Genomic DNA, 23423 nt, shown 5'->3' on the forward strand with positions numbered 1-23423 from the left:
CCACTAGGAAACCCTTTCATTTTCTTTTGCTACTCCGATACAGTGAAGGCAAGCAGAGATCAAATGGCGATATGGACTATCGACTCCTTGCAACTCCATCCCTAAGTTTTGGATGGAGCGAAGATGGAGATTTAAGATAGGAGCGGAGTCCTTTTCCGGAACGATTGAAGCAAATTCCAAAACAAGCGGCAAATAATCAGGCAACTCTTCTGTCGTGAACTCCATTCCTAGTTTCATCATTTGTTGGCGCAATTGGACTAGTACCGATCCGCGATCACGATTATCTTTGAAGACAGCAAAGGTCAAATATAAAGTCGTACGATCATAAAAGTCGAAAGTGTACACATAATCCTTACAGATATCCTCAAAAGGAGTTTTTTCCATATAGGCAAAGAAAGGCTGTAATAAGGATTGAGTCGTTTCATCTGGAAATTCCTTTGCTAAATCTAACTCTTCTGCCCATTCTTTCCATTCAGGCTCTGGATATTCAAGGAGAGTGGAAACAAGACTAAAAACCTTTTGCTTTGGATTCATTTTGTTCCCTCCAATATTGTTCTCCATAATATTCCAGAGGAGCTTCTGGTGGATGCATGCCGACTGCGCAAGTTTCACAACTTTGATTTCCTGTGCCAAACTCTTCAAAGCCAGCCATTCCCCTTTCTGTGAACATGTCACCAGACAATTCCTTGTGGGATGGTGGAATGACATAACGATCATGATATTTAGCAATTGCCTGTAATTCATACATTTCCTTTGCCATTTTCTCAGTCATGTCTGCAGCTTGAAGAATACTTGTATCAACAGGCTTCTCTAAGTTGACATTACGCATATACGTTCTCATCGCAACTAATTTCCTTAAAACATTTTTAATTACCTGTGTGTCTCCTGCAGTAAATAAATTCGCCAAATATTCAATTGGAATTCTCATTTGTTCAATGGTCGGAAATACAACTCTCGGATCGATAGAATCCCCTGAGCCGCCAAATGCATTCATAAAGGGACTTAATGGTGGAACATACCAAACCATTGGCAATGTCCGATACTCCGGATGTAATGGCAACGCAATTTTTTGTTCAACTGCCATCTTATAAACAGGTGATTCCTGGGCAGCAGAAATCCAATCATCAGGGATTCCTTGTTTGCGTGCCTCTGCAATAACTTCTGGATCATGGGGATCTAAGAACATATCTAATTGGGCTTCATAGACATCTTTGTCATCCGGTACTGATGCTGCTTTCTCAATTTTATCCGCATCATATAAAACAAGACCGATATAGCGCAGACGACCAACACAGGTTTCGGAGCAGATTGTTGGTTGTCCTGTTTCAATTCTCGGGAAACAGAAAGTACATTTTTCTGCCTTATTCGTCTTCCAGTTGAAATAAACTTTCTTGTATGGACAACCCGACATGCAAAAACGCCAGCTTCGGCATGCATCTTGGTCTACCAAAACGATTCCGTCTTCATCCCGCTTGTAAATGGCTCCTGAAGGACAAGAGGCAAGACATGATGGATTAATACAGTGCTCACAAATCCGCGGCAAATACATCATAAAAGTCTCTTCAAACTCAAACTTGATTTGCTCTTCTAACCCTTTCATGTTGGGATCATCTTTAGCCGTTATATAAGCGCCTGCTAAGTCATCATCCCAGTTCGGCCCCCACTTAATATCCATATATTCACCAGTTAATTGTGATTTAGGCCTAGCGACCGGCTGGTAATCTCCAGCCGGGCTATTGATTAAATTTTCATAGTCGTAATCCCAAGGTTCAAAGTAATCATCGATCTCCACTAAATTCGGATTGTAGAAAATATTCAACAGCTTGCTAACTCTGCCGCCTGCTCTTAGTTCAAGCTTACCATTCCTTAATTCCCAACCGCCTTTACGCTCCTCTTGATCCTCCCAACGTTTCGGATAACCGACACCAGGTTTTGTTTCCACGTTATTCCAATACATGTATTCGGCCCCTTGTCTATTTGTCCATGTCGTTTTACAAGTGACACTACAAGTGTGACAGCCGATACATTTATCCAAGTTCATGACCATTCCATACTGTGCTTTAATTCTCAAGCCAATCCACCTCATCCCTCTCCATTTTACGGATGACAACTTGTTCATCCCGTTGATTTCCTGTTGGTCCATAATAATTGAATCCATAACATAATTGGGCATAGCCGCCAATCATTTGTGTCGGCTTCAAATGGATGCGTGTTGGGCTATTAAAAGTTCCCCCGCGTTGTTTTGTAATGGGAGAACCAGGAACATTAATATGGCGTTCCTGAACGTGGTACATGAAAGAGACTCCTCTTGGAATTCTGTGACTGACGACAGCTCTAGCCACAACCACACCGTTACGATTATAAATCTCGAGCCAGTCATTATCAGTAATGCCAACAGTCGCTGCATCTTCATTGTTCAACCAAATATGAGGTCCGCCTCTGAACAACGTCAGCATTGGCAATGTATCCCCATAAGTGCTGTGATAAGACCACTTAAAATGGGGGGTCAAATATTTCAAAGTAATTTCTTGTCCCCCCATGACAGGTCGCCGGTCCTTATCATAAAAGGCCATCTTTTTTAGTGGCGCTTTAAAAATAGGCATCTCTTCGCCAAATTCTTGCATAATATCATGATCTAGATAAAAATGTTGACGTCCTGTTAATGTTCGGAACGGAATTTTTCTTTCGATATTTTGTGTGAAAGAAGAATATCTGCGGTTCCCCTTATTAATTCCAGTAAATACAGGTGTTGTAATGACTTTCCGCGGTTGAGTTGTAATGTCATGGAATGTTATATGCTCTCCCGCTCGATCACTCGATAAATCTTTTAACTGTTTACCTGTTTCTTTTTCCACGACATCCCATGCCTTCATCGCGAGCTGACCGTTCGTTGCACTAGACAACGTTAACATGGCTTCTGCAGCATTTCGATCTGTATAAAGGCTTGGCTGGTCTTTGTAATGTTTAGAATGATTAGATGGTCCAAGCATCTTTAATAATTTTTCATACTCTTCTTCCGCATTAAAGGTAATTCCGTGAGCACCGACACTTTTTTTGACATTTGGTCCGAGAGTAATATATTTATCAAACACTTTTGTATAATCTCTCTCAACGATATGGAGATTTGGGAAGTTAACCCCTGGAGTTAGTTCATGTTCTCCATTCTTCCAATCTGGAATCCGTCCATAGCTTTGACTAATCTCGCCAGGTGAATCTTTCCCAAGCGGTGTCGCTACCACATCTTGAACAGGCTCTGGGAAGTAGTGTTGGGCCATGGCAGAAAAACGTTCGGCTATATTTCTAAAAGTTTCCCAATCTGATTTGGCCTCCCATGGAGGAGTAATCGCTGGATTAAAAGGATGCACAAATGGGTGCATATCTGTACTGGATAAATCGTATTTTTCATACCAAGTTGCAGCTGGAAGAATAATATCCGAATAAAGTGTCGTACTACACATTCTAAAATCCATACTTACAAGAAGATCAAGCTTACCTTCCGGGATTTCAGCGACCCATTTTATTTCTTCTGACTCTTCTTCCTCATTCTCCATACTTAATGTACCTTCATGGGTACCAAGTAAATGCTTAAGGAAATACTCATGCCCCTTTGCGGAACTGCCAATTAAATTGGCACGCCAAACAAATAACACCTTCGGAAAATTGCTAGGCTTATCTGGACTTTCAACCGCAAAATTCAATTTACCATTTTTCATTTGCTCCGTTACTTGCTTTTTTAACGTCTCAATCGAGCCTTGACTGGCAGCACCTAAACTTAGGGTGCTTTTGTCAAATTGCGGATAACTAGGTAACCAGCCTAATCTTGCTGCGAGCACATTATAATCACCTGGATGGTTATATTTACTCTTTTCAACAAGTGGCGATTTTAAGTTTTCCATCCGTTGATCTTCATAACGCCATTGCTCTGTTGCGAAGTAGAAAAAGCTTGTCCCATTCATAAGTCGAGGGGGATTGCTCCAGTCGCGTGCCATCGCGATTGCTCCCCAACCTTCAATTGGCCGAACTTTTTCCTGACCAACATAATGGGCCCATCCACCGCCATTCCGCCCTTCACACCCTGTCAAAAGTACAAGATTGAGAATAGAGCGATAGATTGGATCTGCATGATACCAGTGGTTAATCCCTGCCCCCATAATAATCATTGATCTTCCTTCAGAATCAATCGCGTTTTGGGCGAATTCTCTGGCAATTTGAGCGGCTTGATGACGATCAACCCCAGTTAACTTTTCTTGCCACGCTGGAGTGTAAGGGACATCATCTTCATAGCTTGTCGGATAATCACCTGGAAGCCCGCGTCCTACTGCACTATTAGCCATCATTAAATCAAAAACAGTCGTAACATAGATATCCTCTCCGTTTACGGATACCTTTTTAACAGGGAGGCCACGTTTGAGAACTCCTTCTTGCTCCTCTCCGAAATATGGAAATAACCCCATAACGACTTCATCTTCTTGACCTAAAAAGGTGAGTTCTGGATCAATTTCTCCAAGCCCATTATCCCGGTCTTCCAAATCCAAGTTCCAATTTGCTTTTTCATCCCAACGATGACCAACCGTTCCATTCGGAATCGCAAATTGACCTGTCTTTTTATCTAGAAGAACTGGCTTCCACTCCGCCTTTTCTACATCCATTCCGAGATCCTGCGCCCTGAGGAACTTGTCACCAATATAGTGACCATCCTTTTCCTTCAGCGTGATAAGAAAGGGCATATCCGTATATGTTTTTACATAATTATTAAAAAATTCAACCTCCTGATCAACGTAAAATTCTTTTAATATCACATGTGTCATTGCCATCGCTAAAGCGCTGTCCATCCCAACTTTAACTGGCAACCACTTATCAGAGAACTTCACATATTCAGCATAGTCTGGTGCAACCGCCACTGTTTTCGTCCCGCGGTAACGTACTTCTGCATAAAAATGGGCATCAGGTGTTCTTGTCTGTGGAATATTCGATCCCCAAACGATAATATAACTAGAATTGAACCAATCCGAACTTTCTGGAACATCTGTCTGATCACCCCAAATTTGTGGCGACGAGTTTGGCAAGTCAGCATACCAGTCGTAAAAGCTGAGAAGAGATCCTCCCAATAGGCTTAGGAATCTTCCACCTGCTGCATAACTAACCATCGACATGGCCGGAATTGGTGAAAAACCAAATATTCGATCTGGTCCGTATTCTTGAATGGAGTGTATGAGGGCAGCACAAATGAGGGTGTTGAGTTCGTCCCATTTACCTCTAACAAATCCACCCTTACCTCTTGACGCTTTAAATTCCTTTGCTCTGATCGGATCTTCTGCAATACTCTTCCATGCTTCAACAGGATCCTTCTTCTCTTGTAAAGCTTGTCTCCATAACTTTAATAATGATTCTCGAACATATGGATAACGAATTCGCAGGGGACTATATGTATACCAAGAAAAGGAAGCTCCCCGCTGACAGCCGCGCGGTTCAAATTCAGGCATATCAGGTCCATTCGAAGGGTAGTCCGTTTGTTGTGTCTCCCATGTAATAATTCCGTCCTTTACATGAACTTTCCAACTACAAGATCCTGTGCAATTGACCCCATGAGTTGTTCGAACAACTTTATCATGTTGCCAACGTCTTCGATAAATCCTTTCCGAACCACGATCATAGGGCTGGACAGCTGTATGATCCGTATTTTCATACGTTTTTCCAAAAAACTTTAGTTTCTTCCAAAGTGGGTTAGATGTTCTGGATATGTTAGACATTTTCTACTCCCTTTCTGACAAGCAAAATTCATTCGACAAATTTCGGGGCGTGCCAGGCACCTTCTACCCGGGGGCATACTTGGCACCACATACCTTACTATTACTCATTCGTTAGTTCGTTAAACATTCCAGCGTAATATTGAACTTCTCCTACTTCGTTTTTTACAGGGGTGATCGACAGCGATTCCTTATAAATTTCTCCATTTTTTCGCTTATTCCAAATTTCTCCTTTCCAAAACCCTTGTTCCTCCACATCTTTCCACATCTTTTCATAGAAGGCCGGGCTATTTTTACCTGAATGAAGCATTTTCGGTGATTGGCCAATAGCCTCTTCAACTGAGTAACCGGTAACCTTTGTAAAAGCTTCGTTCACTCTAATAATTGTTCCATCAATGTCTGTAATCATGACACCTGATGCGGTATGGTCGAGAATATTATTTGCCACAAACAGTTTGTCTCGGTGATACATCCATAAAACTAAAATTAGACTAGCTAAGGAAAATTCAGATAAAGCCATAAAGCCGATCGCATAATGGCCTGTCCAATTAAATAATGTTGTTAAAATTAAAGGTGGAAAGAATCCTCCAAGTCCCCCCATCGCGGCTACAATCCCGTTAACAACACCGGCTTGTTTGGAAAAATAGAGAGGCACTAGCTTAAATATCGTTCCATTACCAATCCCAGCACATATTGCAACACCAAGACAACCAATTGTATAAACAGCGAGGTTGGGAGTGAATGAAAGCAAGAATCCTGCAAATGTTAATCCCCCAAAAACAATCGCCAAAATATAAAATGAGTTGAATTTATCTCCTAACCAACCGCCAACAGGACGTAATAACGTAGCGAGCACAATAAATCCGGCTGTTCTCAATCCTGCATCAACTTTATCTAATTCGAAGTGATTCACTAAAAAATTTGGCAAATAAATGGTAAAAGCTACGAAAGATCCGAAAGTAATAAAATAAAACAAGCTTAAAAACCAGAGCTTTGAGTTTTTATAAACACTTTCTATCTGTTGAATGACAGAAACTTTGATTCTCGGCTCCTTCCGATCTCCAAATACAAAGTTAAGCAAAGCAAATAGGGCCATTAAAATAATGTAAAATAAAACAGTATGACGCCAACCAAAGTGATTAGCCAGTACAGGAGCAGCAAAAGTTGAGATGGCTGTTCCGACATTCCCCATTCCATAAACCCCGTTTATAAAACCGTGTTTTTCCTTTGGGTAGTATTTTGGCAATGAGGTGACCCCAACGGAGAAGACCGCTCCACCTATACCGATAAAGAGACCGCCAATTAGCAAATCTAGTAGGGAGTTCGCAATACTAATGTAATAAATTGGCAGTAAAAGGATAAGAAAACTAATAAAGAATAGCATCCTTGCTCCAAATCGATTCGTCCAAAATCCGATCGGAATCCTTAGAATGGACCCTAATATTACTGGTACTGCTGTTACCCAAGTCGATTGCCCCGGTGTTAACGGGATATCCTCACGAATATACGGGATCAATGACGAGAGAATTACCCAGACCATAAAACCTGCGATTAAACTACTCGTTTGAAGTGTAAGCTGCGCTCCGCCACGATTCATATAATCACCCTCCTTGTCTTATGTTTGCCATTTGTTGAATGGATAAAACATTTATTTTCGGGATGAGAATTAAGGATCGACTTTACTTGGATTGTGAAGAGAAAATTTTTAGTGATTGTCAGTTGTTTGCGTTATTTTTAATTTATTCGCATTAACGAGGCTATGAGGAAAAAAAGAACCCCCTGCTAATATTTTCCACATTAGCAGGGGGTTCTTACTTTAAAAATTTGTTATGAATTAAAATACACACAAATTCTGCAGTTATTTAATTGTTTAATTGGGATATCCATATCATAGATTTCTCTCAATGAATCAGATTGAATAATATCCTCTGTTGGTCCATCTTTGACGACACGCCCATTTTTCAGCGCAACAATTCTGTCAGAATATACAGAAGCAAAGTTAATATCGTGAAGGACGATTACAACAGTCTTTCCTAATTCATTTACTAATCTTCGTAATATCTTCATAATTTGAACGGAGTGCTTCATGTCCAAATTATTCAATGGTTCATCTAATAGAATATAATCAGTGTCTTGAGCGATTACCATCGCAATGAAGGCGCGTTGACGTTGACCTCCAGATAATTCTTCGAGATACGTATCTTGCATATCCATTAATGCCATATATTCAAGTGCTTCATCGATTTTCTTTTTATCAATGTCAGTCAGCCTTCCCTTCGAGTAAGGGAATCTTCCAAACGAGACTAGTTCCCGAACGGTTAAACGCACATTCATATAATTCGATTGTTTAAGAATTGAGACTTTCTTTGAAAACTCTCCAGATTTCATCCCACGGACATTGGCCTTATCAACTAGGACCTCTCCAGTATCTGCATCAAGTAAGCGGCTGACCATGGAAAGCAAAGTAGATTTTCCAGCACCATTCGGTCCGATAAAAGAGGTAATCTGGCCGCGTTGAATATTAACCGACACATCTTCCACGACACTCTTTTTTCCATACATCTTCGTTAAGTTTAATACTTGAATCATGCCGATCTACTCTCCTTCAACAATAAATAAATGAAATAAACGCCACCAATAAAGTTAATAATCACGCTTAATGTTGTCGAAAATGTAAAAACTCGTTCAACAACCCACTGCCCGCCGACAAGAGCTATAACACTCATCAATGATGCTCCAGTGATCAAAATACTGTGCTTGTAGGATTTGAAAAATTGATAAGATAAGTTCGCAACAATTAGCCCAAAGAAGGTAATCGGTCCTACCAATGCTGTTGAAACAGCAATGAGAATGGAGACCATAATCAACATGCGCTTGACGATTTTATCGTAAGAAACTCCTAAGTTGATGGCAATATCCCTTCCTAAGGATAAAACATCCAAATATCTTAATGATTTCCAGCCAATCACAATAAGAATACCGATGAAAGCGAGAGCCAACCAAACAAGATCACTATTGACGTTATTGAAACTAGCAAACATTCGATCTTGAACAATTTGGAATTCATTTGGATCAATCAACACTTGTAAAAAGGTTGTGATACTTCCGAAAAACGTTCCAACAATGATCCCAACTAACAATAAAAAGTAGACGGATCGTTGACCTTTTTTAAACAAAAATTGATAAAGCATAAGGGCAAATATGATCATAGCAATAACAGATAAGATAAAGTTAACCTGTTTATTCACTATCGTAATATGATCAGAACCAAGAAAGAATATAGCTAACGTCTGAATCAATAAATAAAGGGAGTCAAGCCCCATTATACTTGGTGTTAAAATTCGGTTATGAGTAATCGTTTGAAAAATAACCGTTGAGTAAGAGATTGCTACACCCGTTAAAATCATTGCGAGTATTTTAATTCCTCGCCTAGGAAGAGCATAATCAAAACTGCCATTTAATTGATGAAATAAATAAATCCCACAGCATCCTGCAGCGACCAATGCAAGAATACCGAGTTTCATAGTATTGGAATTACGCATAGGCTTTCCTCCGGAACAATAAATATAGGAAAATGCCGCTGCCAATAACTCCTACCATCAAGCTGATAGAAATTTCATATGGGTATATAAGTACACGTCCTAGTATATCGCATACAAGTAGGAAGGTCGCTCCCAGCAAGGCTGTATGCGGCAATGTTTTCTTCAAATGGTCACCTTTCATAATCGAAACTATATTCGGTATGATTAATCCGAGAAACGGAATTGTTCCGACAGTTAAGACAACGGTAACGGTTACTAAAGCAACAAGGATTAAACCAATATTGACAATCCTTTTATATGCTAACCCTAAGTTTTTCGCAAAGTCTTCTCCCATTCCAGCAACAGTAAAACGATTCGCAAACAAGTAAGCCAATATAAGTACTGGAATACTAATATATAGAAGCTCATAGCGACCTTTCATAATCATGGAAAAGTCCCCTTGGAGCCAAGCTGACATGTTCTGGATGATATCGGCCCGATAAGCAAAAAATGTCGTAACAGATGACAAAATATTCCCGAACATAAGTCCAACCAATGGGATGAAAATGGCATCCTTAAATTTAATGCGATCTAAAATTTGCATAAACAAGAATGTTCCTGCAAGAGCAAAAGCAAACGCGACAGCCATCTTTTCCAGCATTGACGCATTAGCAAACAATAGCATTGAAACAAGAATACCTAGTCGAGTAGCGTCCAAAGTCCCCGCCGTCGTTGGCGAAACAAACTTATTCCGGCTAAGTTGCTGCATAATTAAACCAGCAATACTCATCCCAGCTCCGGCAAGTAAAATTGCCATAAGTCGAGGCACCCGGCTAATTAAAAATATTTGTGTTTCTTCCGACTGGAAGTCAAGCAAATCTAACGGGGTAATGTTACTTACCCCGACGAATAACGATATTATAGATGCCACGATTAGAGCGGCAATCAAGTACCAAGTTTTCATTTGAAACCCCAATTATACTTTTTTATATTTCTATACCTTAATTGAAAATCATTATCACTCTATTAAACTCATTATAACATCGGCGTAATGTAAGTCAATAAAACATTGATAATCATTATCAGTTATTTTCAGTTTATGTATAATTTTCGAACGAATAAGAAAAGCGGAAGGCATCCGTTTAGCGACGTACAAACTTTTTAAGCCTCTGACGAGATATAGGAAACACGGTGAGTCTGCAAGACGAACCGATGTTGACTTATCGTAGGAAGAGGCTGAAAGTTTGATAGGCGCTGGATGCCTGTAGCTAGACAATGAAAAGCGGCAGGCATCCGTTTAGCGCTGTACAAACTTTTAATAAGGATGAACGGCTAAAGGCGCGCCGTTCTGACCAACGTCCTGTTGGCCTGAGATATAGGAAAATAAAAAGCGGAAGGCGGCCGATTAGGGACGACAGGCAAATGTTCTTTCCACTAAAAAGGCGTTCTTTGCCTTCAGTGGAAAGGTTATTTGACCCCGAGTCCCTGCCGCTTGGAGCTAGATTACACGGTGAGTCTGCAAGACGAACCGATGTTGACTTATCGTAGGAAGAGGCTGAAAGTTTGATAGGCACTGGATGCCTGTAGCTAGACAATGAAAAGCGGAAGGCATCCGTTTAGCGCTGTACAAACTTTTAATAAGGATGAACGGCTAAAGGCGCGCCGTCCTGGCGCAACGCCGTTCTGACCAACGTCCTGTTGGCCTGAGATATAGAAACACGGTGAGGCTGAAAGTTTGATAGATTGGGAGCCACTTCCGAAAAATCCCCGTATATACGGCAAAAATCAGACACAATTTACTTGCGTCTGATTTTCTAAAAAGATTATTTAAAAACGATCGTTGCTTCCACTGCTTTTTTCCATCCCTGATAAAGCCTGTTTCGTGTACTCTCTTCCATTTTCGGAGTGAATGTTTGTTCAATATCCCAGTAATTGGCTATTTCCTCCTGATCCTTCCAAAAGCCTGTAGCAATCCCAGCTAAGTAAGCCGCACCTAAGGCGGTTGTCTCTTCAATGACGGGGCGTTCCACAGGAACATTCAAAATGTCACTCTGGAACTTCATTAAAAAGTTGTTTTTTACTGCGCCACCGTCTACACGTAAAGTGGTTAAAGGTATTCCCGAATCAGCTTCCATCGCATTTAGTACATCTTTCGTTTGATAAGCGAGCGCCTCTAAAGTGGCCCGAATAAAATGTTCTTTCGTAGTTCCGCGAGTTAAACCGAATACAGCTCCTTTTACATCACTATCCCAATACGGTGTACCTAACCCAACAAATGCTGGAACAACATATACTCCCTCAGTAGAGTCTACCTTTCCCGCAAATTTTTCACTTTCCTCGGCACTACGGAACATTCTCATACCATCGCGTAACCATTGAATTGCTGAACCTGCTACAAAAATGCTGCCTTCCAAGGCATATTCTACTTTTCCATTCAATCCCCAAGCTATCGTTGTTAATAAACCATGCTTAGATTGGACAGCTTTTTCCCCTGTATTTAAAAGCATAAAACAGCCTGTTCCATACGTGTTTTTACCCATTCCACTTTGAAAACATGCTTGCCCAAATAGAGCTGCCTGTTGGTCGCCCGCGATTCCCGCAATCGGAACGGACTGACCAAAAAAATGATCATTCGTCGTATGGGCATAAATCTCAGACGAAGGGCGAACTTCAGGAAGCATCACATCTGGAACATTAAGAATTTCAAGTAGTTCCTGATCCCATTTCAAATCATAAATATTATACATTAAGGTTCGAGAAGCATTTGAATAGTCGGTAACATGGGCTTGCCCGCCAGAAAGTTTCCAGACAAGCCACGAGTCCACTGTCCCAAACAAAAGGTCACCTTTTTCTGCCTTTTCTTTTGCACCTTCCACATTGTCCAATATCCATTTTACTTTCGTTCCCGAAAAATATGGGTCAATTAATAATCCTGTCTTATTCCGAAAAAGCTCCCCATACCCTTGTACTTTTAGCTCTTCACAGATCGAAGCTGTTTGCCTTGATTGCCAAACGATAGCATTGTAAATAGGTCTGCCTGTATGTTTATCCCACACAATAGTCGTTTCTCGTTGGTTCGTAATCCCAATCCCGACGATCTGCTCCGCTTTTATATTTTTTTCCGATAAGACACCCGCAATAACAGCTAAAACTGAACTCCAAATTTCATTGGCATTATGCTCAACCCATCCCGGTTTAGGGAAATACTGTTTAAATTCAAGCTGTGACTTGTGATAGATATTCCCTCTATGGTCAAATAAAATAGCCCTCGTACTTGTTGTACCTTGATCTAAAGCTAGTATATATTGCTCCATCCGTGATTCCTCTCCCCCTCACTTTTGAAATACTGATATCAAACGGTAACTGCAGCACGGCCAGCTGCTTGGGCTAATTCCTCATTAAGTTCCGCTTCCAGTTGCTGCTTCTCTATTTCTGTCCATTGGAAAATTTCGCTCATAAAGGTTAAAACATCTCTTTTCCACATTTCAACAGCGTCTATATCAAAAAGAAGCTCGCCCGTTCTGCGAATAAAGAAATCTACAGGTTTCACTACCATTTCATGTTGAATACCATACAACAATTGTGCATAAACCGCTCGTGGAATGCTCCTATTTTCTTCTGGTAGCAACTCGAGTACTTTATCGATATTCGTACCATATAACTTCGCTAACCTTCTCCCTTCTTCCTGCGATAACCCTACGCTTTCTGCCAATTTTTGCTTGTTCTGAAGAAACGCCTCTAAGTTATGCGAACCGCCGATATCGCCACCAGAAATGGGTAATTTTCTCGTAATAGATTTACCAAAATGATGATTATCCGAATCGCTTAATTTTTTTGCTACTAAATTTACAACTGTTTCCGCCATTTTTCGATATCCTGTAAGTTTGCCGCCTGCAATTGTGATCAAGCCACTCTTAGATTCCCAAATCTCATCTTTTCTTGAAATTTCAGAAGGAGCTTTACCTTCTTCATGGATCAAAGGTCTTACTCCAGCCCAACTTGATTCAATATTCGCTTCAGATACATTCAGTTCAGGAAACATGTAAAGAATCGCTTTTAAAATATAATCACGATCTGCCTTTGTCGCATACATCTCAGCAGGATCCCCATCATAAAAGGTATCAGTCGTCCCCACATAGGTTTTACCCGATCGTGGGATCGCAAAGACCATCCTTCCATCGGCTGTGTCGAAATAGACAGCCTGGTGCAAAGGGAAAACCGATTCATCAAAGACAATATGAACACCTTTGGATAAACGTAAATGCTTGCCACTCTTTGATCCGTCTATTTCACGTAACTGGTCCACCCAAGGGCCTGTCGCGTTAACAATCTTCTTTGCTCGAATTTTAATACTTTCTCCGGTTAAGGTATCTGTCGCTTCAGCCCCAATTGCATTTCCATGTTCGTCATAGCAGAAGTTTTCCACCTTCATATAATTAAGGGCAGTGGCCCCCTTTTCAACAGCTGCTTTCATCACTTCAATCGTTAAACGAGCATCATCCGTACGATACTCGACATAAAAGCCGCTTCCCTTTAGTCCTGTTTTTTTAATAAATGGAACCCTTTCTAGTGTTTCACTCACTGACAGCATTTTTCTTCTTTCTGACTTTTTTACACCTGCTAAATAATCGTAAACCTTTAGACCAATGGATGTCGTAAACTTTCCAAAAGTCCCACCTGTATGGAATGGGAGCAACATCCATTCAGGCGTTGTAACATGTGGTCCATTTTCATACACAATCGCCCGTTCTTTTCCGAGATCTGCTACTTCCTTTATTTCAAATTGCTTTAAATAACGTAACCCGCCATGAACAAGTTTCGTTGAACGGCTTGAAGTTCCGGATGCGAAATCACACATCTCCACTAACGCTACTTTCATTGCTCTAGTTGTAGCATCTAGAGCAATCCCAGCACCTGTAATCCCTCCGCCAATAATAAGAATGTCAAATTCGTTCTGTTCCATTTTATTTAAAATATCGTTCCTCTTTAAACTTGAAAACTCTCCCATTAGATGTATCCCCCTTCATATCTATAAATATGTTTTTCGCCTCTTGTTATTTGGAAATACATAAGAAAAGCGTAAGCGCTCGTTAGCGACGTACAAACTTTTTAATAAGGATGAACGGCTAAAGAAGCGCCGTTCTGACCAACGTCCTGTTGACTTATCGTAGGAAGAAGCTGAAAGTTTGCTAGTCGCTGGAGCTAGATCCAAATTATAAAAAAAAGAGACGCAAAACGAACACTAGTGAAAAAACATTAGTGTCGTATGGTCTCTCCAATTCTCCAACCAATAAATGAACTTTTCTCTATATTAACACAAGTAAAACTTTTTCGCATTATAAATATTCCTTTTCACTGGATTACTTTAACGTGAAACAATAATAATCGTATTTTCATCTAATTCATGCGCACTCGAGTCCATAATCCTTTCTAGCCTTTTCCCCATTTTTTGAGCAGTCTCATTATTATCCACTATAAAAACCGGAGATCCTCCCCCTTGTATATGCCCTGCCTTCGTAGTCACAATGGCAATAATCGCTGTTTGTTTTTCATCAGCCATAATTCATCCTCCGTTTAACCACACTACTTTTTCCCCTTATCCGCTTCCTTTGGCAATCGAATAGCACTATCTAATATAGGGACATTTTCTAACACAGTCTTTACTTGAGAAAATTCCCTTTCCTGTGGCATTAAAAATAAACCGATTCTTCCATCCTCCAGCTTTCTTTTAGTGAGAGGAACAATCGCCGGCTCACCTGAGTCTAAATAGACGCCAAGAATATTGGCTACATGATGAAGCATAGCCTGCCTTTGTCCAAGATAGGATAATGTCACTGCTGCACTGTCCGTTTTTGGAGTGATAATAGCACCTACTCCCCGTTCCAAGATTACTTCTCGATCTGATTCCAGCCCAACATTTTTAATATGTATGTCCCCAACAAATAAATTGGGCCCTTTAAAGTGGATTTTAGCTTCAGCTACATCTGCAACTGATGATATTAATTTCCCAGACATATTTTTCTTTACAACGAAGAGCATTATTACTCCAGCAATAGGACCTGACCAAATAAAAAAAGTAGAAAACAATGTCGTCACTAATGCTGTGAACATCACTAAATAATTTCTACTTTCAAAGGCTTGGGCCATTCCTTCGATAAAAGGTGTTCCACGTTTGACTAACTCCAATTCATCAATATTCGCAAGCGTGTCTCTCTCCATCTTACGCACTTCACGAAATTGGGTAGCAGCCAGACCTAAAAATGTAACCGCGGTCCAATTTTTTTCTAATACAGCTGGTACAGAAACCGCGCCAATAAAGGCAGCAACAAAACCTAGAGACATATGAATAATCCGTCCCTGCGGGTAGGTAGGGTATTGTCTAAAATCTGTTCGTAGCAATATTGATCGCGATATGCATCCAAAGGTAACCCCGATGATGACCGAAAGTAAATAATGATGCCCCATACATCGTCCGACCCCTTTTAAAATTATATGGTGTTAGCATCACCATTATTTGAACTTTTATGTAAATCATACATACAGTCAAACTAGCCTTGCACGGAAACACCTATGGCCATCAGAACAAGATCGAATATAAATTGCAATTAACAGAAGAATAAAGATGAAGGATATTATTAGGGGGGATTTCCATTGGCAAATGAATTAGAACCGCGAGAAATTCTTGATTTCGAGCAAAAACAACACGAATTGCAACAAAATAAAATGCAACTTGATCAGCAATTTCAGAATTATAAGCAACAAACAATGCAAGCCATGCAACAAGCAAGCCAAACGATTCAGCAAAATGCCAAATTGGTGGATATGCAAGCAATGCAACAGGCGCAGCAGCAACTTCAGCAAGCTACTCAACAATTAAATCTTATGCAGGGGCTTGCCGCACAACAAGCGACAACTGCAAAACAACAACAGTTAGAACAAGTTCAACAACAAATTGAGCAAGCATCCCAAACTCTTCAATTGATTCAATCTTTAAATAGTGGAAATCAAAGCTTTAAAAAAGGGTAGATCTCCACTATTTCAAAACCGGGCGATCATGTGCCCGGTTATTTTTCTATTGATCTTACCTCTTGTAAAACAGCTTTAACTGCTTCTTCGATTTCAGCATACCCTGTGCATCTACATAGATTGGACTCTAGCCATTCCTGAATAGTTGAATCGTCAGCATTAGGTTTGCTTTCGACCAATGCTTGACAGTTTAAAATGAAACCAGGCGTGCAATAACCACATTGAATCGCCCATTTTTCAATAAATGCTTTTTGCACAAGTGAATTTTTCAGACCTTCAATTGTTGTAATCATTTTATCTTTATTTTCAATTGTTAAGTATAAGCATGAGTGATTCGGTTCCCCATCAATTAGCACTGTACAAGCCCCGCAATCTCCATTTGAACAGGCCCGCTTAGCTCCAGTCAAACCGAATCCTTCTCGTAAAGTGTACAATAAAGTGTCTGCAGACCGAATCACCGCCTCCTTCGTTTCTCCATTGACATGAAGGGGCAGCACCATTTTGGATTTTCCGTTTGCAATCTTCATATGACCAACTCCAATGCTTCGATCGTTTCTTCCAAACATTGTTTTAATAAAAAATGCCGATAATCTTTCGATGCTTGAAGATCATCTATGATAGGAGCTGGAAGAAGCGTACTTGCTTTTACTACTCTTTCACCAGCAGATAGAGTCAAATCATTTAAAACAGCTTCTAGCTCTTTAGAGCGAAAAGGATATTCACACACACCGCTTAATGCGACCCGAAGTGAACCATCTTTAACGAGAGCGGCTAATGATACGATCGGATAACCGACCCGTGACTGCTTCGTTTTTTTCAGACTGAAAAAAGGACATTCCGTAAAGGATGCATCTAGTTGAAAGTCGACTAAAAATTGACCTGGCTCTAATCGAAACTTTTGTTCAAAAACACTTTCGATTGAAGCAATCTTTTGTTCATGCCCAGCAATGCTAACCTTTGCATCCGCAAGTAAAAGCGGAAGTACTCCTTCTCGGTAAATCAACTGGCTATTCACGTTCCCACCAATTGTAATTTTGTTACGAGAAGTACGGTCTGCAATTCTCCTTACCTTTTCACCCATTAAAGGGAAAATACAAGAATCCGTAATTAGATTTAAACTAACCGCGGCTCCTATTCTAATCCGCTCCCCATCTTTTAGAAGAGAATGACATTCAGGGATTCCTTTCACATCAATGATTGCATCTGCTTGTAGCTGATTGATTCTGGCAAAGGTAATAAATTCTGTTCCACCTGAGATAAATAATGCCTTCTCTCCACTTTCCGTCGACTTTTGGAAGACGTCCAGTGCTTCCTCGATGGAATCAGGCTGATAATATTCAAAATCAAAAGGTATCATCGTCCTGAATCCCCTCCTTTACCCTCCAGATATATTCCGGAATAAGCGGCAACTTATTTAGGTCAACACCAGTTGCCGAAGAAAGACTATTTGCAAGTGCAGCAGGCATGCCAATTACCCCATACTCACCAATTCCACGAGCACCATATGGCCCGTCCTTTGATGGCGTTTCGATAAAGTCAACTAAATAATTCAGAGGTTGCTCTCCAAAACGTAACATTTGATATGTTCGAAGCTGTGGATTTTGGACGATTCCTTCATTATTAAAAATGAAACCTTCACTGCTGGCAAAGCTAAGTCCCAAATACATCCCGCCTCGCATTTGTTGAATAGCAGTCCCTCGATTAATAATCGTTCCGCCATCCAATACTGTAACAGCTTTTAATACTTGATAACTATAATCCTTAGGATTCCACTCCACTTCGACTGCCTGCACCCCAAGTGACCACCACGGACCAGGTTTTCCAAATCCCGTTTCCTTGTCCATTGGTGTGAGATGTCTTTGAATATGCTTTCCAGCACCAATCACTTGCCCTTCAATCGCATGACCATTCGGGTATTTATAACCGAGGGCGATATCCTTAATCTCCACTCCATATTCTGGGTTTTCGATTAAATATACTCTTCCTCCCCCTACCTCTAAATCATCTATAGAACATTGCAAAACAATCGATGCCGTTTTTTTCAATTGGGTAATGGCATTATCCGCTGCATTCATAACCGCCCGCCCAGCCAAGAATGTTGAACTACTTGCAACAGTTCGCCATTGATGAGGATCATACTGGGTGTTCAATTCCATCGTGACATGGATTTTATCAAGGCCTATTTTTAGTTTTTCCGCTAAAATTTGGGCGAGCACTGTTTTCGTACCTTGCCCAAGCTCAATCGCTGCACAGTTAAGATTGACAGTACCGTCAGCTTCAAACGTTAAAATCGCTCCAGATTGGGCGTTCGTTGCTGTAGTTGATGTTTTCCAGAAAAGCGATAATCCTTTTGAGCGAATTTTCCCGCCTTCTTCAATCCGCTCTCCTTCATTCCAACTAATTAAATCCTTAGCACGTAGCAAGCATTTTTCTGCATCTCCAATATTACTAGCTGTTAATACCGCTTGGGTTGGCGAAGTATGACCAGGTTTAATAATATTTTTCAACCTGAACTCAATAGGGTCGATCTTTAGCTTCTTCGCTAATTGATCGATCGTACGTTCAACAGCAAAAGTAAGCTCTGGATGCCCATAGCCTCTAAAGGAAGTTCCATACGGATGATTCGTATACATACAATACGAATCGCACCATACATGTTCAATATGGTAAGGTCCTGTACAGTCAAGTGCGGCTGCGCGAGTTATCCCTGTTGCTTGATCTGTATAAGCGCCGGAGTCAATTAAATATGTATATTGGCCGCAGACAAGTTTGCCCTCTTTCGTTGCCCCTAACTTCACAGTAGCGTCAAAACCAATATGTCCGGGAGCTGTAATCATATCTTCCTCCCGCTCATAATCGAGTTTTACGAGTTTTCCACCGACAGCTTTTGACGCTAAATAGGCGAGCGGCTCCAATTGAACCGTGCCTTTACCGCCAAAAGCTCCTCCTACCATTGGAGCATGAACAATAACATTACCGACTTCTATATTGAAAAATTGATTCAGTACCTTTTTAATTGTAAAAGGTGATTGGGTACATGAATGGACAACAACTTTTCCAACTGGATTAATCTCTACTCGCGCACTTCTAGTTTCGATTGCCGCATGGTCTGACAGATTAAATGAATAATTTGCAGAAATTTTTTCCTCGCAGTATTCCCATGCTGTTATGAAATCGCCTTTTCGAATCTTTATATGGCTGCCAATATTTGTTCCTTGCTTAGGATAGACATTGCTAATGATTTTCTTATATTGGCCTGAATTCTCGTGAACTAATGGAGCATTTTTTTCAAATGCTTGTTTAACAGAATTTACGACAGGCAATGGTTCGTATTCTACTTTTACCTTTAAAGCCGCTTGTTTTGCTTGATATTCTAAATCTGCCACGATAATCGCCATAGGTTCCCCAAAATAACGTACTTTTTCAAAAGCAAGCGGTGGTCGATCAGCTAAAATCGGACCAATATGAAAGGGAAAGGAATCCCCGGTTACGATAGCTCGAACTCCTGGAACATTCCAAGCTTCCTTCGTATTGATCGCTTTGATTTTTGCATGAGCATAAGAACTTGTGACAAGCTTGGCATGTAACATACCCGGGGTCGAAAAGTCACCTACATAGCGAACAGTCCCCGCTGCTTTTTCAACGGTATCAATCCTTTGTTCTGCTTTTCCTACTGTATACCAAGGAAGATGTTCCACTTCAACACCGCCTCCTGATCTATATATGAAAGGTATCGTAACCAGCTCTATGAAAAATATGTAATCAGGATGAAATATTGGTAATGGGGAAAAGTAAAGAAAGATTATATACGGAGGAAAGGATATGGAATTTATCCATGAGATTATCAATCAAATTACGAGTAACAACACTCCAGCTGCATTAGCTATGATTATAAATGTTGAAGGGTCCTCCTACAGAAAACAAGGAGCTTGGATGCTTTCACGGAAAGAACGATCTCCGATTGGTTTATTAAGTGGTGGGTGTCTTGAACAAGATGTTGCAGAACATGCGAAAACAATCTTTTCCACCCAAAAAATGAGGAAGCTTGAATATGATTTAAGCTCTGAAGATGATTTAGGTTGGGGGCAAGGAGCTGGTTGCAATGGTAAAATCACAGTTTTATTACGCGATGTTGATGTAGCATTGCGCAAAGCACTTGCTGAAGCACAATTACATCTAACAAATGGGAAACCTGTTTTATACATTCAATCACTAACCCACTATGATAAGTTTGCCTTTTACCATAAAGAAGATGATCCATCCTATTATTTTGCAACTATTTTAGCCAAATCTTGTGCCTTTTCTCATAAAGTCGGGTTTTTACACAAAAATGATGGTTGCTATTATTATCAACTGATCTGGCCAAAACCCCATTTATATATTATCGGCGCAGGATTGGACGCGAAACCGCTCGTTCAGTTTGCTTCAGATACTGATTATGTTGTGCATATGATTGACTGGCGTTCAACCTTTTGTTGCAATGAACGTTTTCCCGAGGCCTCTTTCTTCATAGTTGGTGAACCTGATGAACTGATAGAAACGATTCCCCTTAGCTCTTTTGATTCCGTTATTATTATGACCCATGATTTCCAGCGGGATCGTCGGGTATTACAAATATTGCAAGAGAAAACATTATTATACGTTGGCATATTAGGTTCTAGAAAAAGAACGGAACGCTTATTAAACAGTTCAATCCCGAACTGGCTTCATTCGCCGATTGGCCTAGGGATTGGGGCAGAAGGGCCAAAGGAAATTGCTATTAGCATAATGGGGGAATTAATCGCTGCTCGACGGGGGAAATTAACATGAAGACAGCTGGTATTTATTTAGCAGCAGGTAATAGCTCACGAATGGGTAAAAATAAACTAGCTCTTCCCTTTCAGTCGACAACACTCGGTGAAAAGGGGCTACGGGCAGCATTAAAGTCGAAACTTGAGAAAGTATTTGTCGTTACTAGGGCGGGTGTCGACCCATATTGGATCTCCTCTAGTCTGAAAACTCATTCTAAATGTTCCATTGTACCTTGCCATTCCGCTCACCTCGGACAAGCTGAATCGCTAAAGTGCGGTATTCGCTCCGCACAAGTAGAAAATATAGATTCCGTAATGGTGTTACTTGCTGATCAACCGTTTATAACAGATACAGTGATTGGAAAATTAATAAATACTATGGAAGAGAATCCTCACTATTTATTTGTCGCTAGTATTTGCCATGACCAAGTAACACCACCAGTCTTATTCTCTTCACCCATGTTTCCTGCTCTTTTGACATTAAAAGGAGATAAAGGTGCAAAAGCCCTTTTGAATAAGGAATACGCGAATACAGGGAAATTTTTAGCCTTCCCTAATAAGCAAACTTTCTTGGATATCGATAAGGAGGCAGATTATCAAAGAGTACTTCGTAATGTTCCATAACCCCTTCATTTGAAAAAAGGCTAAATCATTGTTATGGTTAAAAAATGTGACTTGTCAATATGTACATATTGACAACTATCTTAATCCCACAAAGGAATGGAATACAAATGAAGAAAATATCTAAAGTTTTTTGGATCTCGGCAGCTTTTTTATTTGTCGCTGTCATTTTTGGGGTCATCTCACCAAATAGTTTGGAAAGAGTTACCGCCAATATCGAAAGTTTCATCACTACCAGTTTTGGGTGGTATTATTTAATTTTAGTAACAATTATTGTTATTTTTTGTTTATTCCTCATTTTTAGCCCTGTCGGTGCGATTAGACTCGGAAAGCAAGATGAAAGACCAGAATATTCAAATCTATCTTGGTTTGCCATGCTTTTCAGTGCTGGAATGGGAATTGGCCTCGTCTTTTGGGGGGCTGCCGAACCACTGAACCACTACGCTGTGCAACCTCCACTAGCCGATCCAGGCACAGATGCAGCCGTTAAAGAATCGATGAGATATACCTTTTTCCATTGGGGAATTCATGCGTGGGCAATTTATGCGCTTGTTGCCTTATGCCTTGCCTACTTTAATTTTCGCAAAGATCAACCTGGATTAGTAAGTGCTACTCTTAGCCCGATTTTAGGAAAGTATTCAAAAGGGCGCTTTGGGACAATAATCGATATTATTGCTGTCGTCGCAACAGTTATTGGGGTTGCAACAACATTAGGATTTGGTGCAGCTCAAATTAACGGCGGACTTGCTTATCTGTTCAATACTCCTAATAACTTCACAGTCCAAGTGATCATCATTGTAATTGTAACAATATTATTCATCATGTCTGCTTGGTCTGGTCTAAGTAAAGGTATAAAATACTTAAGTAATACAAATATGATTTTAGCAGCTCTCTTAATGATCGTTGTATTTATTGTTGGCCCAAGTTTATTTACTTTAAATTTATTTACAGATACGTTAGGTACTTACTTTCAAAATATCATTCAAATGAGTTTTAGAATTGCCCCTTTAAAATCTGAGCACCGAGATTGGATTAACGATTGGACGATTTTTTATTGGGCATGGTGGATCTCCTGGTCACCTTTTGTTGGAATCTTTATAGCGAGAATATCACGTGGAAGAACGATTCGAGAATTTATCATCGGTGTCTTACTCGCGCCAACAATTGTCAGCTTTATCTGGTTTGCTGTTTTTGGATCAACAGCCATTAATGTTCAGCATATCGGAAATATTGACCTCACTCAGTTTGCAACGGAAGAAATTTTGTTTGCTGTACTTAGTGAATTACCTTTATCATGGATTACATCCATTCTTTCCATTATTTTAATCGGAATCTTTTTTATCACATCCGCTGATTCTGCGACTTTTGTGCTCGGAATGCAAACAACATACGGTTCCTTAAATCCAGATAATAAGGTGAAACTTACATGGGGAGTAATGCTAGCAGCGATAGCAGCTATTCTTTTGTATAGCGGTGGTTTGCAAGCATTACAAAACGCATTAATTATTGCAGCCTTCCCTTTTTCGTTTATTATGATTTTAATGATGTTATCGTTATATAAAGCATTGGCTCGGGATAAAAAGGAACTAGGTTTGGGGCATCGGCCAAGAGAGCCAAAAACAAAGCACCATCATAAAAAAACGGAAATCTAATCTTTTAGATTCCGTTTTTTTTAGTAGTCCCTACCCATTGCCTTACTTCAAACGAATATTTCTGTT

At 40.3% G+C, this 23423-nt stretch carries 18 protein-coding genes; 4 read left to right on the forward strand and 14 right to left on the reverse strand.

The annotated features are described in order from the left end of the window. Window positions 1-3: 3 nt before the first annotated feature. The 11 genes from narJ to BN1243_RS11720 all read right to left on the reverse strand — a co-directional run bounded on the left by narJ (window position 4) and on the right by BN1243_RS11720 (window position 15733). Window positions 4-534 carry a nitrate reductase molybdenum cofactor assembly chaperone gene (gene narJ / locus BN1243_RS11670; protein WP_062106998.1) on the reverse strand — a complete coding sequence of 177 codons (531 nt, stop codon included), beginning with the start codon at window positions 532-534 and terminating at the stop codon, window positions 4-6. Continuing rightward, window positions 509-2071, reverse strand: coding sequence for a nitrate reductase subunit beta (gene narH, locus BN1243_RS11675; protein ID WP_062107000.1), 1563 nt, complete (start codon window positions 2069-2071; stop codon window positions 509-511). The genes narJ and narH overlap by 26 nt, the downstream gene beginning before the upstream one ends. Then, window positions 2061-5741: a nitrate reductase subunit alpha gene (locus BN1243_RS11680; protein WP_407638889.1), complete on the reverse strand. Its 3681-nt coding sequence runs from the start codon at window positions 5739-5741 to the stop codon at window positions 2061-2063. Before BN1243_RS11680 ends, narH begins: the two co-directional genes overlap by 11 nt. Before the next feature lie 109 nt (window positions 5742-5850). Next, window positions 5851-7344: a nitrate/nitrite transporter gene (locus tag BN1243_RS11685; RefSeq protein WP_062107003.1), complete on the reverse strand. Its 1494-nt coding sequence runs from the start codon at window positions 7342-7344 to the stop codon at window positions 5851-5853. 230 nt (window positions 7345-7574) lie between these two features. After that, window positions 7575-8336 (reverse strand): iron ABC transporter ATP-binding protein, encoded by a 762-nt coding sequence (locus BN1243_RS11690; RefSeq protein WP_062107005.1) that lies wholly within the window; start codon window positions 8334-8336, stop codon window positions 7575-7577. Next, window positions 8333-9289 (reverse strand): iron chelate uptake ABC transporter family permease subunit, encoded by a 957-nt coding sequence (locus tag BN1243_RS11695; protein ID WP_062107007.1) that lies wholly within the window; start codon window positions 9287-9289, stop codon window positions 8333-8335. The genes BN1243_RS11690 and BN1243_RS11695 overlap by 4 nt, the downstream gene beginning before the upstream one ends. Further along, window positions 9282-10232 carry an ABC transporter permease gene (locus tag BN1243_RS11700; protein WP_062107008.1) on the reverse strand — a complete coding sequence of 317 codons (951 nt, stop codon included), beginning with the start codon at window positions 10230-10232 and terminating at the stop codon, window positions 9282-9284. Before BN1243_RS11700 ends, BN1243_RS11695 begins: the two co-directional genes overlap by 8 nt. An 859-nt stretch (window positions 10233-11091) precedes the next feature. Next, complete coding sequence (glpK, locus tag BN1243_RS11705; RefSeq protein ID WP_062107009.1) at window positions 11092-12582, reverse strand: glycerol kinase GlpK; 1491 nt, start codon at window positions 12580-12582, stop codon at window positions 11092-11094. 38 nt (window positions 12583-12620) lie between these two features. Next, complete coding sequence (locus tag BN1243_RS11710) at window positions 12621-14276, reverse strand: glycerol-3-phosphate dehydrogenase/oxidase (RefSeq protein WP_062107011.1); 1656 nt, start codon at window positions 14274-14276, stop codon at window positions 12621-12623. A gap of 357 nt (window positions 14277-14633) precedes the next feature. Next, window positions 14634-14828: a capping complex subunit for YIEGIA gene (locus tag BN1243_RS11715; protein WP_062107012.1), complete on the reverse strand. Its 195-nt coding sequence runs from the start codon at window positions 14826-14828 to the stop codon at window positions 14634-14636. A 23-nt stretch (window positions 14829-14851) separates the two neighbouring features. Further along, window positions 14852-15733 (reverse strand): YIEGIA family protein, encoded by an 882-nt coding sequence (locus tag BN1243_RS11720; protein ID WP_062107014.1) that lies wholly within the window; start codon window positions 15731-15733, stop codon window positions 14852-14854. A 186-nt stretch (window positions 15734-15919) separates the two neighbouring features. On the opposite strand from BN1243_RS11720, the gene BN1243_RS11725 reads away from it, so the two are divergent. Continuing rightward, a complete protein-coding gene (locus BN1243_RS11725; protein WP_062107016.1) occupies window positions 15920-16294 on the forward strand; it encodes a hypothetical protein in 375 nt (124 codons plus the stop codon). Between the two features lie 38 nt (window positions 16295-16332). On the opposite strand, the gene BN1243_RS11730 is transcribed toward BN1243_RS11725, so the two are convergent. The 3 genes from BN1243_RS11730 to BN1243_RS11740 are packed head-to-tail and all read right to left on the reverse strand — an operon-like array spanning window position 16333 to window position 19992. Further along, on the reverse strand, window positions 16333-16821 hold the full coding sequence (locus tag BN1243_RS11730; RefSeq protein WP_230200183.1) for a (2Fe-2S)-binding protein: 489 nt from the start codon (window positions 16819-16821) through the stop codon (window positions 16333-16335). Further along, window positions 16818-17651, reverse strand: coding sequence for an FAD binding domain-containing protein (locus BN1243_RS11735; RefSeq protein WP_062107018.1), 834 nt, complete (start codon window positions 17649-17651; stop codon window positions 16818-16820). Before BN1243_RS11735 ends, BN1243_RS11730 begins: the two co-directional genes overlap by 4 nt. Next, complete coding sequence (locus BN1243_RS11740; RefSeq protein WP_062107021.1) at window positions 17638-19992, reverse strand: xanthine dehydrogenase family protein molybdopterin-binding subunit; 2355 nt, start codon at window positions 19990-19992, stop codon at window positions 17638-17640. Before BN1243_RS11740 ends, BN1243_RS11735 begins: the two co-directional genes overlap by 14 nt. 124 nt (window positions 19993-20116) lie before the next feature. Here BN1243_RS11740 and BN1243_RS11745 point away from each other — a divergent pair, with 124 nt between their 5' ends. The 3 genes from BN1243_RS11745 to BN1243_RS11755 all read left to right on the forward strand — a co-directional run bounded on the left by BN1243_RS11745 (window position 20117) and on the right by BN1243_RS11755 (window position 23357). Beyond that, the gene (locus tag BN1243_RS11745; RefSeq protein ID WP_062107023.1) at window positions 20117-21103 is read left to right on the forward strand and encodes an XdhC family protein; all 987 of its coding nucleotides are present in this window, start codon (window positions 20117-20119) and stop codon (window positions 21101-21103) included. Continuing rightward, window positions 21100-21708, forward strand: a complete 609-nt coding sequence (locus BN1243_RS11750; protein ID WP_062107025.1) for a nucleotidyltransferase family protein — start codon at window positions 21100-21102, stop codon at window positions 21706-21708. The genes BN1243_RS11745 and BN1243_RS11750 overlap by 4 nt, the downstream gene beginning before the upstream one ends. Window positions 21709-21815: 107 nt before the next feature. Continuing rightward, on the forward strand, window positions 21816-23357 hold the full coding sequence (locus tag BN1243_RS11755; protein WP_062107027.1) for a glycine betaine uptake BCCT transporter: 1542 nt from the start codon (window positions 21816-21818) through the stop codon (window positions 23355-23357). Window positions 23358-23423 lie beyond the last annotated feature (66 nt).

This window comes from Bacillus niameyensis, from assembly GCF_001375535.1.
GTDB classification, from domain to species: domain Bacteria; phylum Bacillota; class Bacilli; order Bacillales; family Bacillaceae_C; genus Lederbergia; species Lederbergia niameyensis.

Coding starts and splice junctions, on each gene's coding strand:
- BN1243_RS11690 (WP_062107005.1), bottom strand. CDS start 8,336: ATGATTCAAGTATTAAACTTAACGAAGATGTATGGAAAAAAGAGTGTC.
- BN1243_RS11755 (WP_062107027.1), top strand. CDS start 21,816: ATGAAGAAAATATCTAAAGTTTTTTGGATCTCGGCAGCTTTTTTATTT.
- BN1243_RS11730 (WP_230200183.1), bottom strand. CDS start 16,821: ATGAAGATTGCAAACGGAAAATCCAAAATGGTGCTGCCCCTTCATGTC.
- BN1243_RS11685 (WP_062107003.1), bottom strand. CDS start 7,344: ATGAATCGTGGCGGAGCGCAGCTTACACTTCAAACGAGTAGTTTAATC.
- BN1243_RS11745 (WP_062107023.1), top strand. CDS start 20,117: ATGGAATTTATCCATGAGATTATCAATCAAATTACGAGTAACAACACT.
- BN1243_RS11750 (WP_062107025.1), top strand. CDS start 21,100: ATGAAGACAGCTGGTATTTATTTAGCAGCAGGTAATAGCTCACGAATG.
- BN1243_RS11720 (WP_062107014.1), bottom strand. CDS start 15,733: ATGGGGCATCATTATTTACTTTCGGTCATCATCGGGGTTACCTTTGGA.
- BN1243_RS11695 (WP_062107007.1), bottom strand. CDS start 9,289: ATGCGTAATTCCAATACTATGAAACTCGGTATTCTTGCATTGGTCGCT.
- BN1243_RS11735 (WP_062107018.1), bottom strand. CDS start 17,651: ATGATACCTTTTGATTTTGAATATTATCAGCCTGATTCCATCGAGGAA.
- glpK (WP_062107009.1), bottom strand. CDS start 12,582: ATGGAGCAATATATACTAGCTTTAGATCAAGGTACAACAAGTACGAGG.
- BN1243_RS11700 (WP_062107008.1), bottom strand. CDS start 10,232: ATGAAAACTTGGTACTTGATTGCCGCTCTAATCGTGGCATCTATAATA.
- BN1243_RS11715 (WP_062107012.1), bottom strand. CDS start 14,828: ATGGCTGATGAAAAACAAACAGCGATTATTGCCATTGTGACTACGAAG.
- BN1243_RS11710 (WP_062107011.1), bottom strand. CDS start 14,276: ATGGGAGAGTTTTCAAGTTTAAAGAGGAACGATATTTTAAATAAAATG.
- narJ (WP_062106998.1), bottom strand. CDS start 534: ATGAATCCAAAGCAAAAGGTTTTTAGTCTTGTTTCCACTCTCCTTGAA.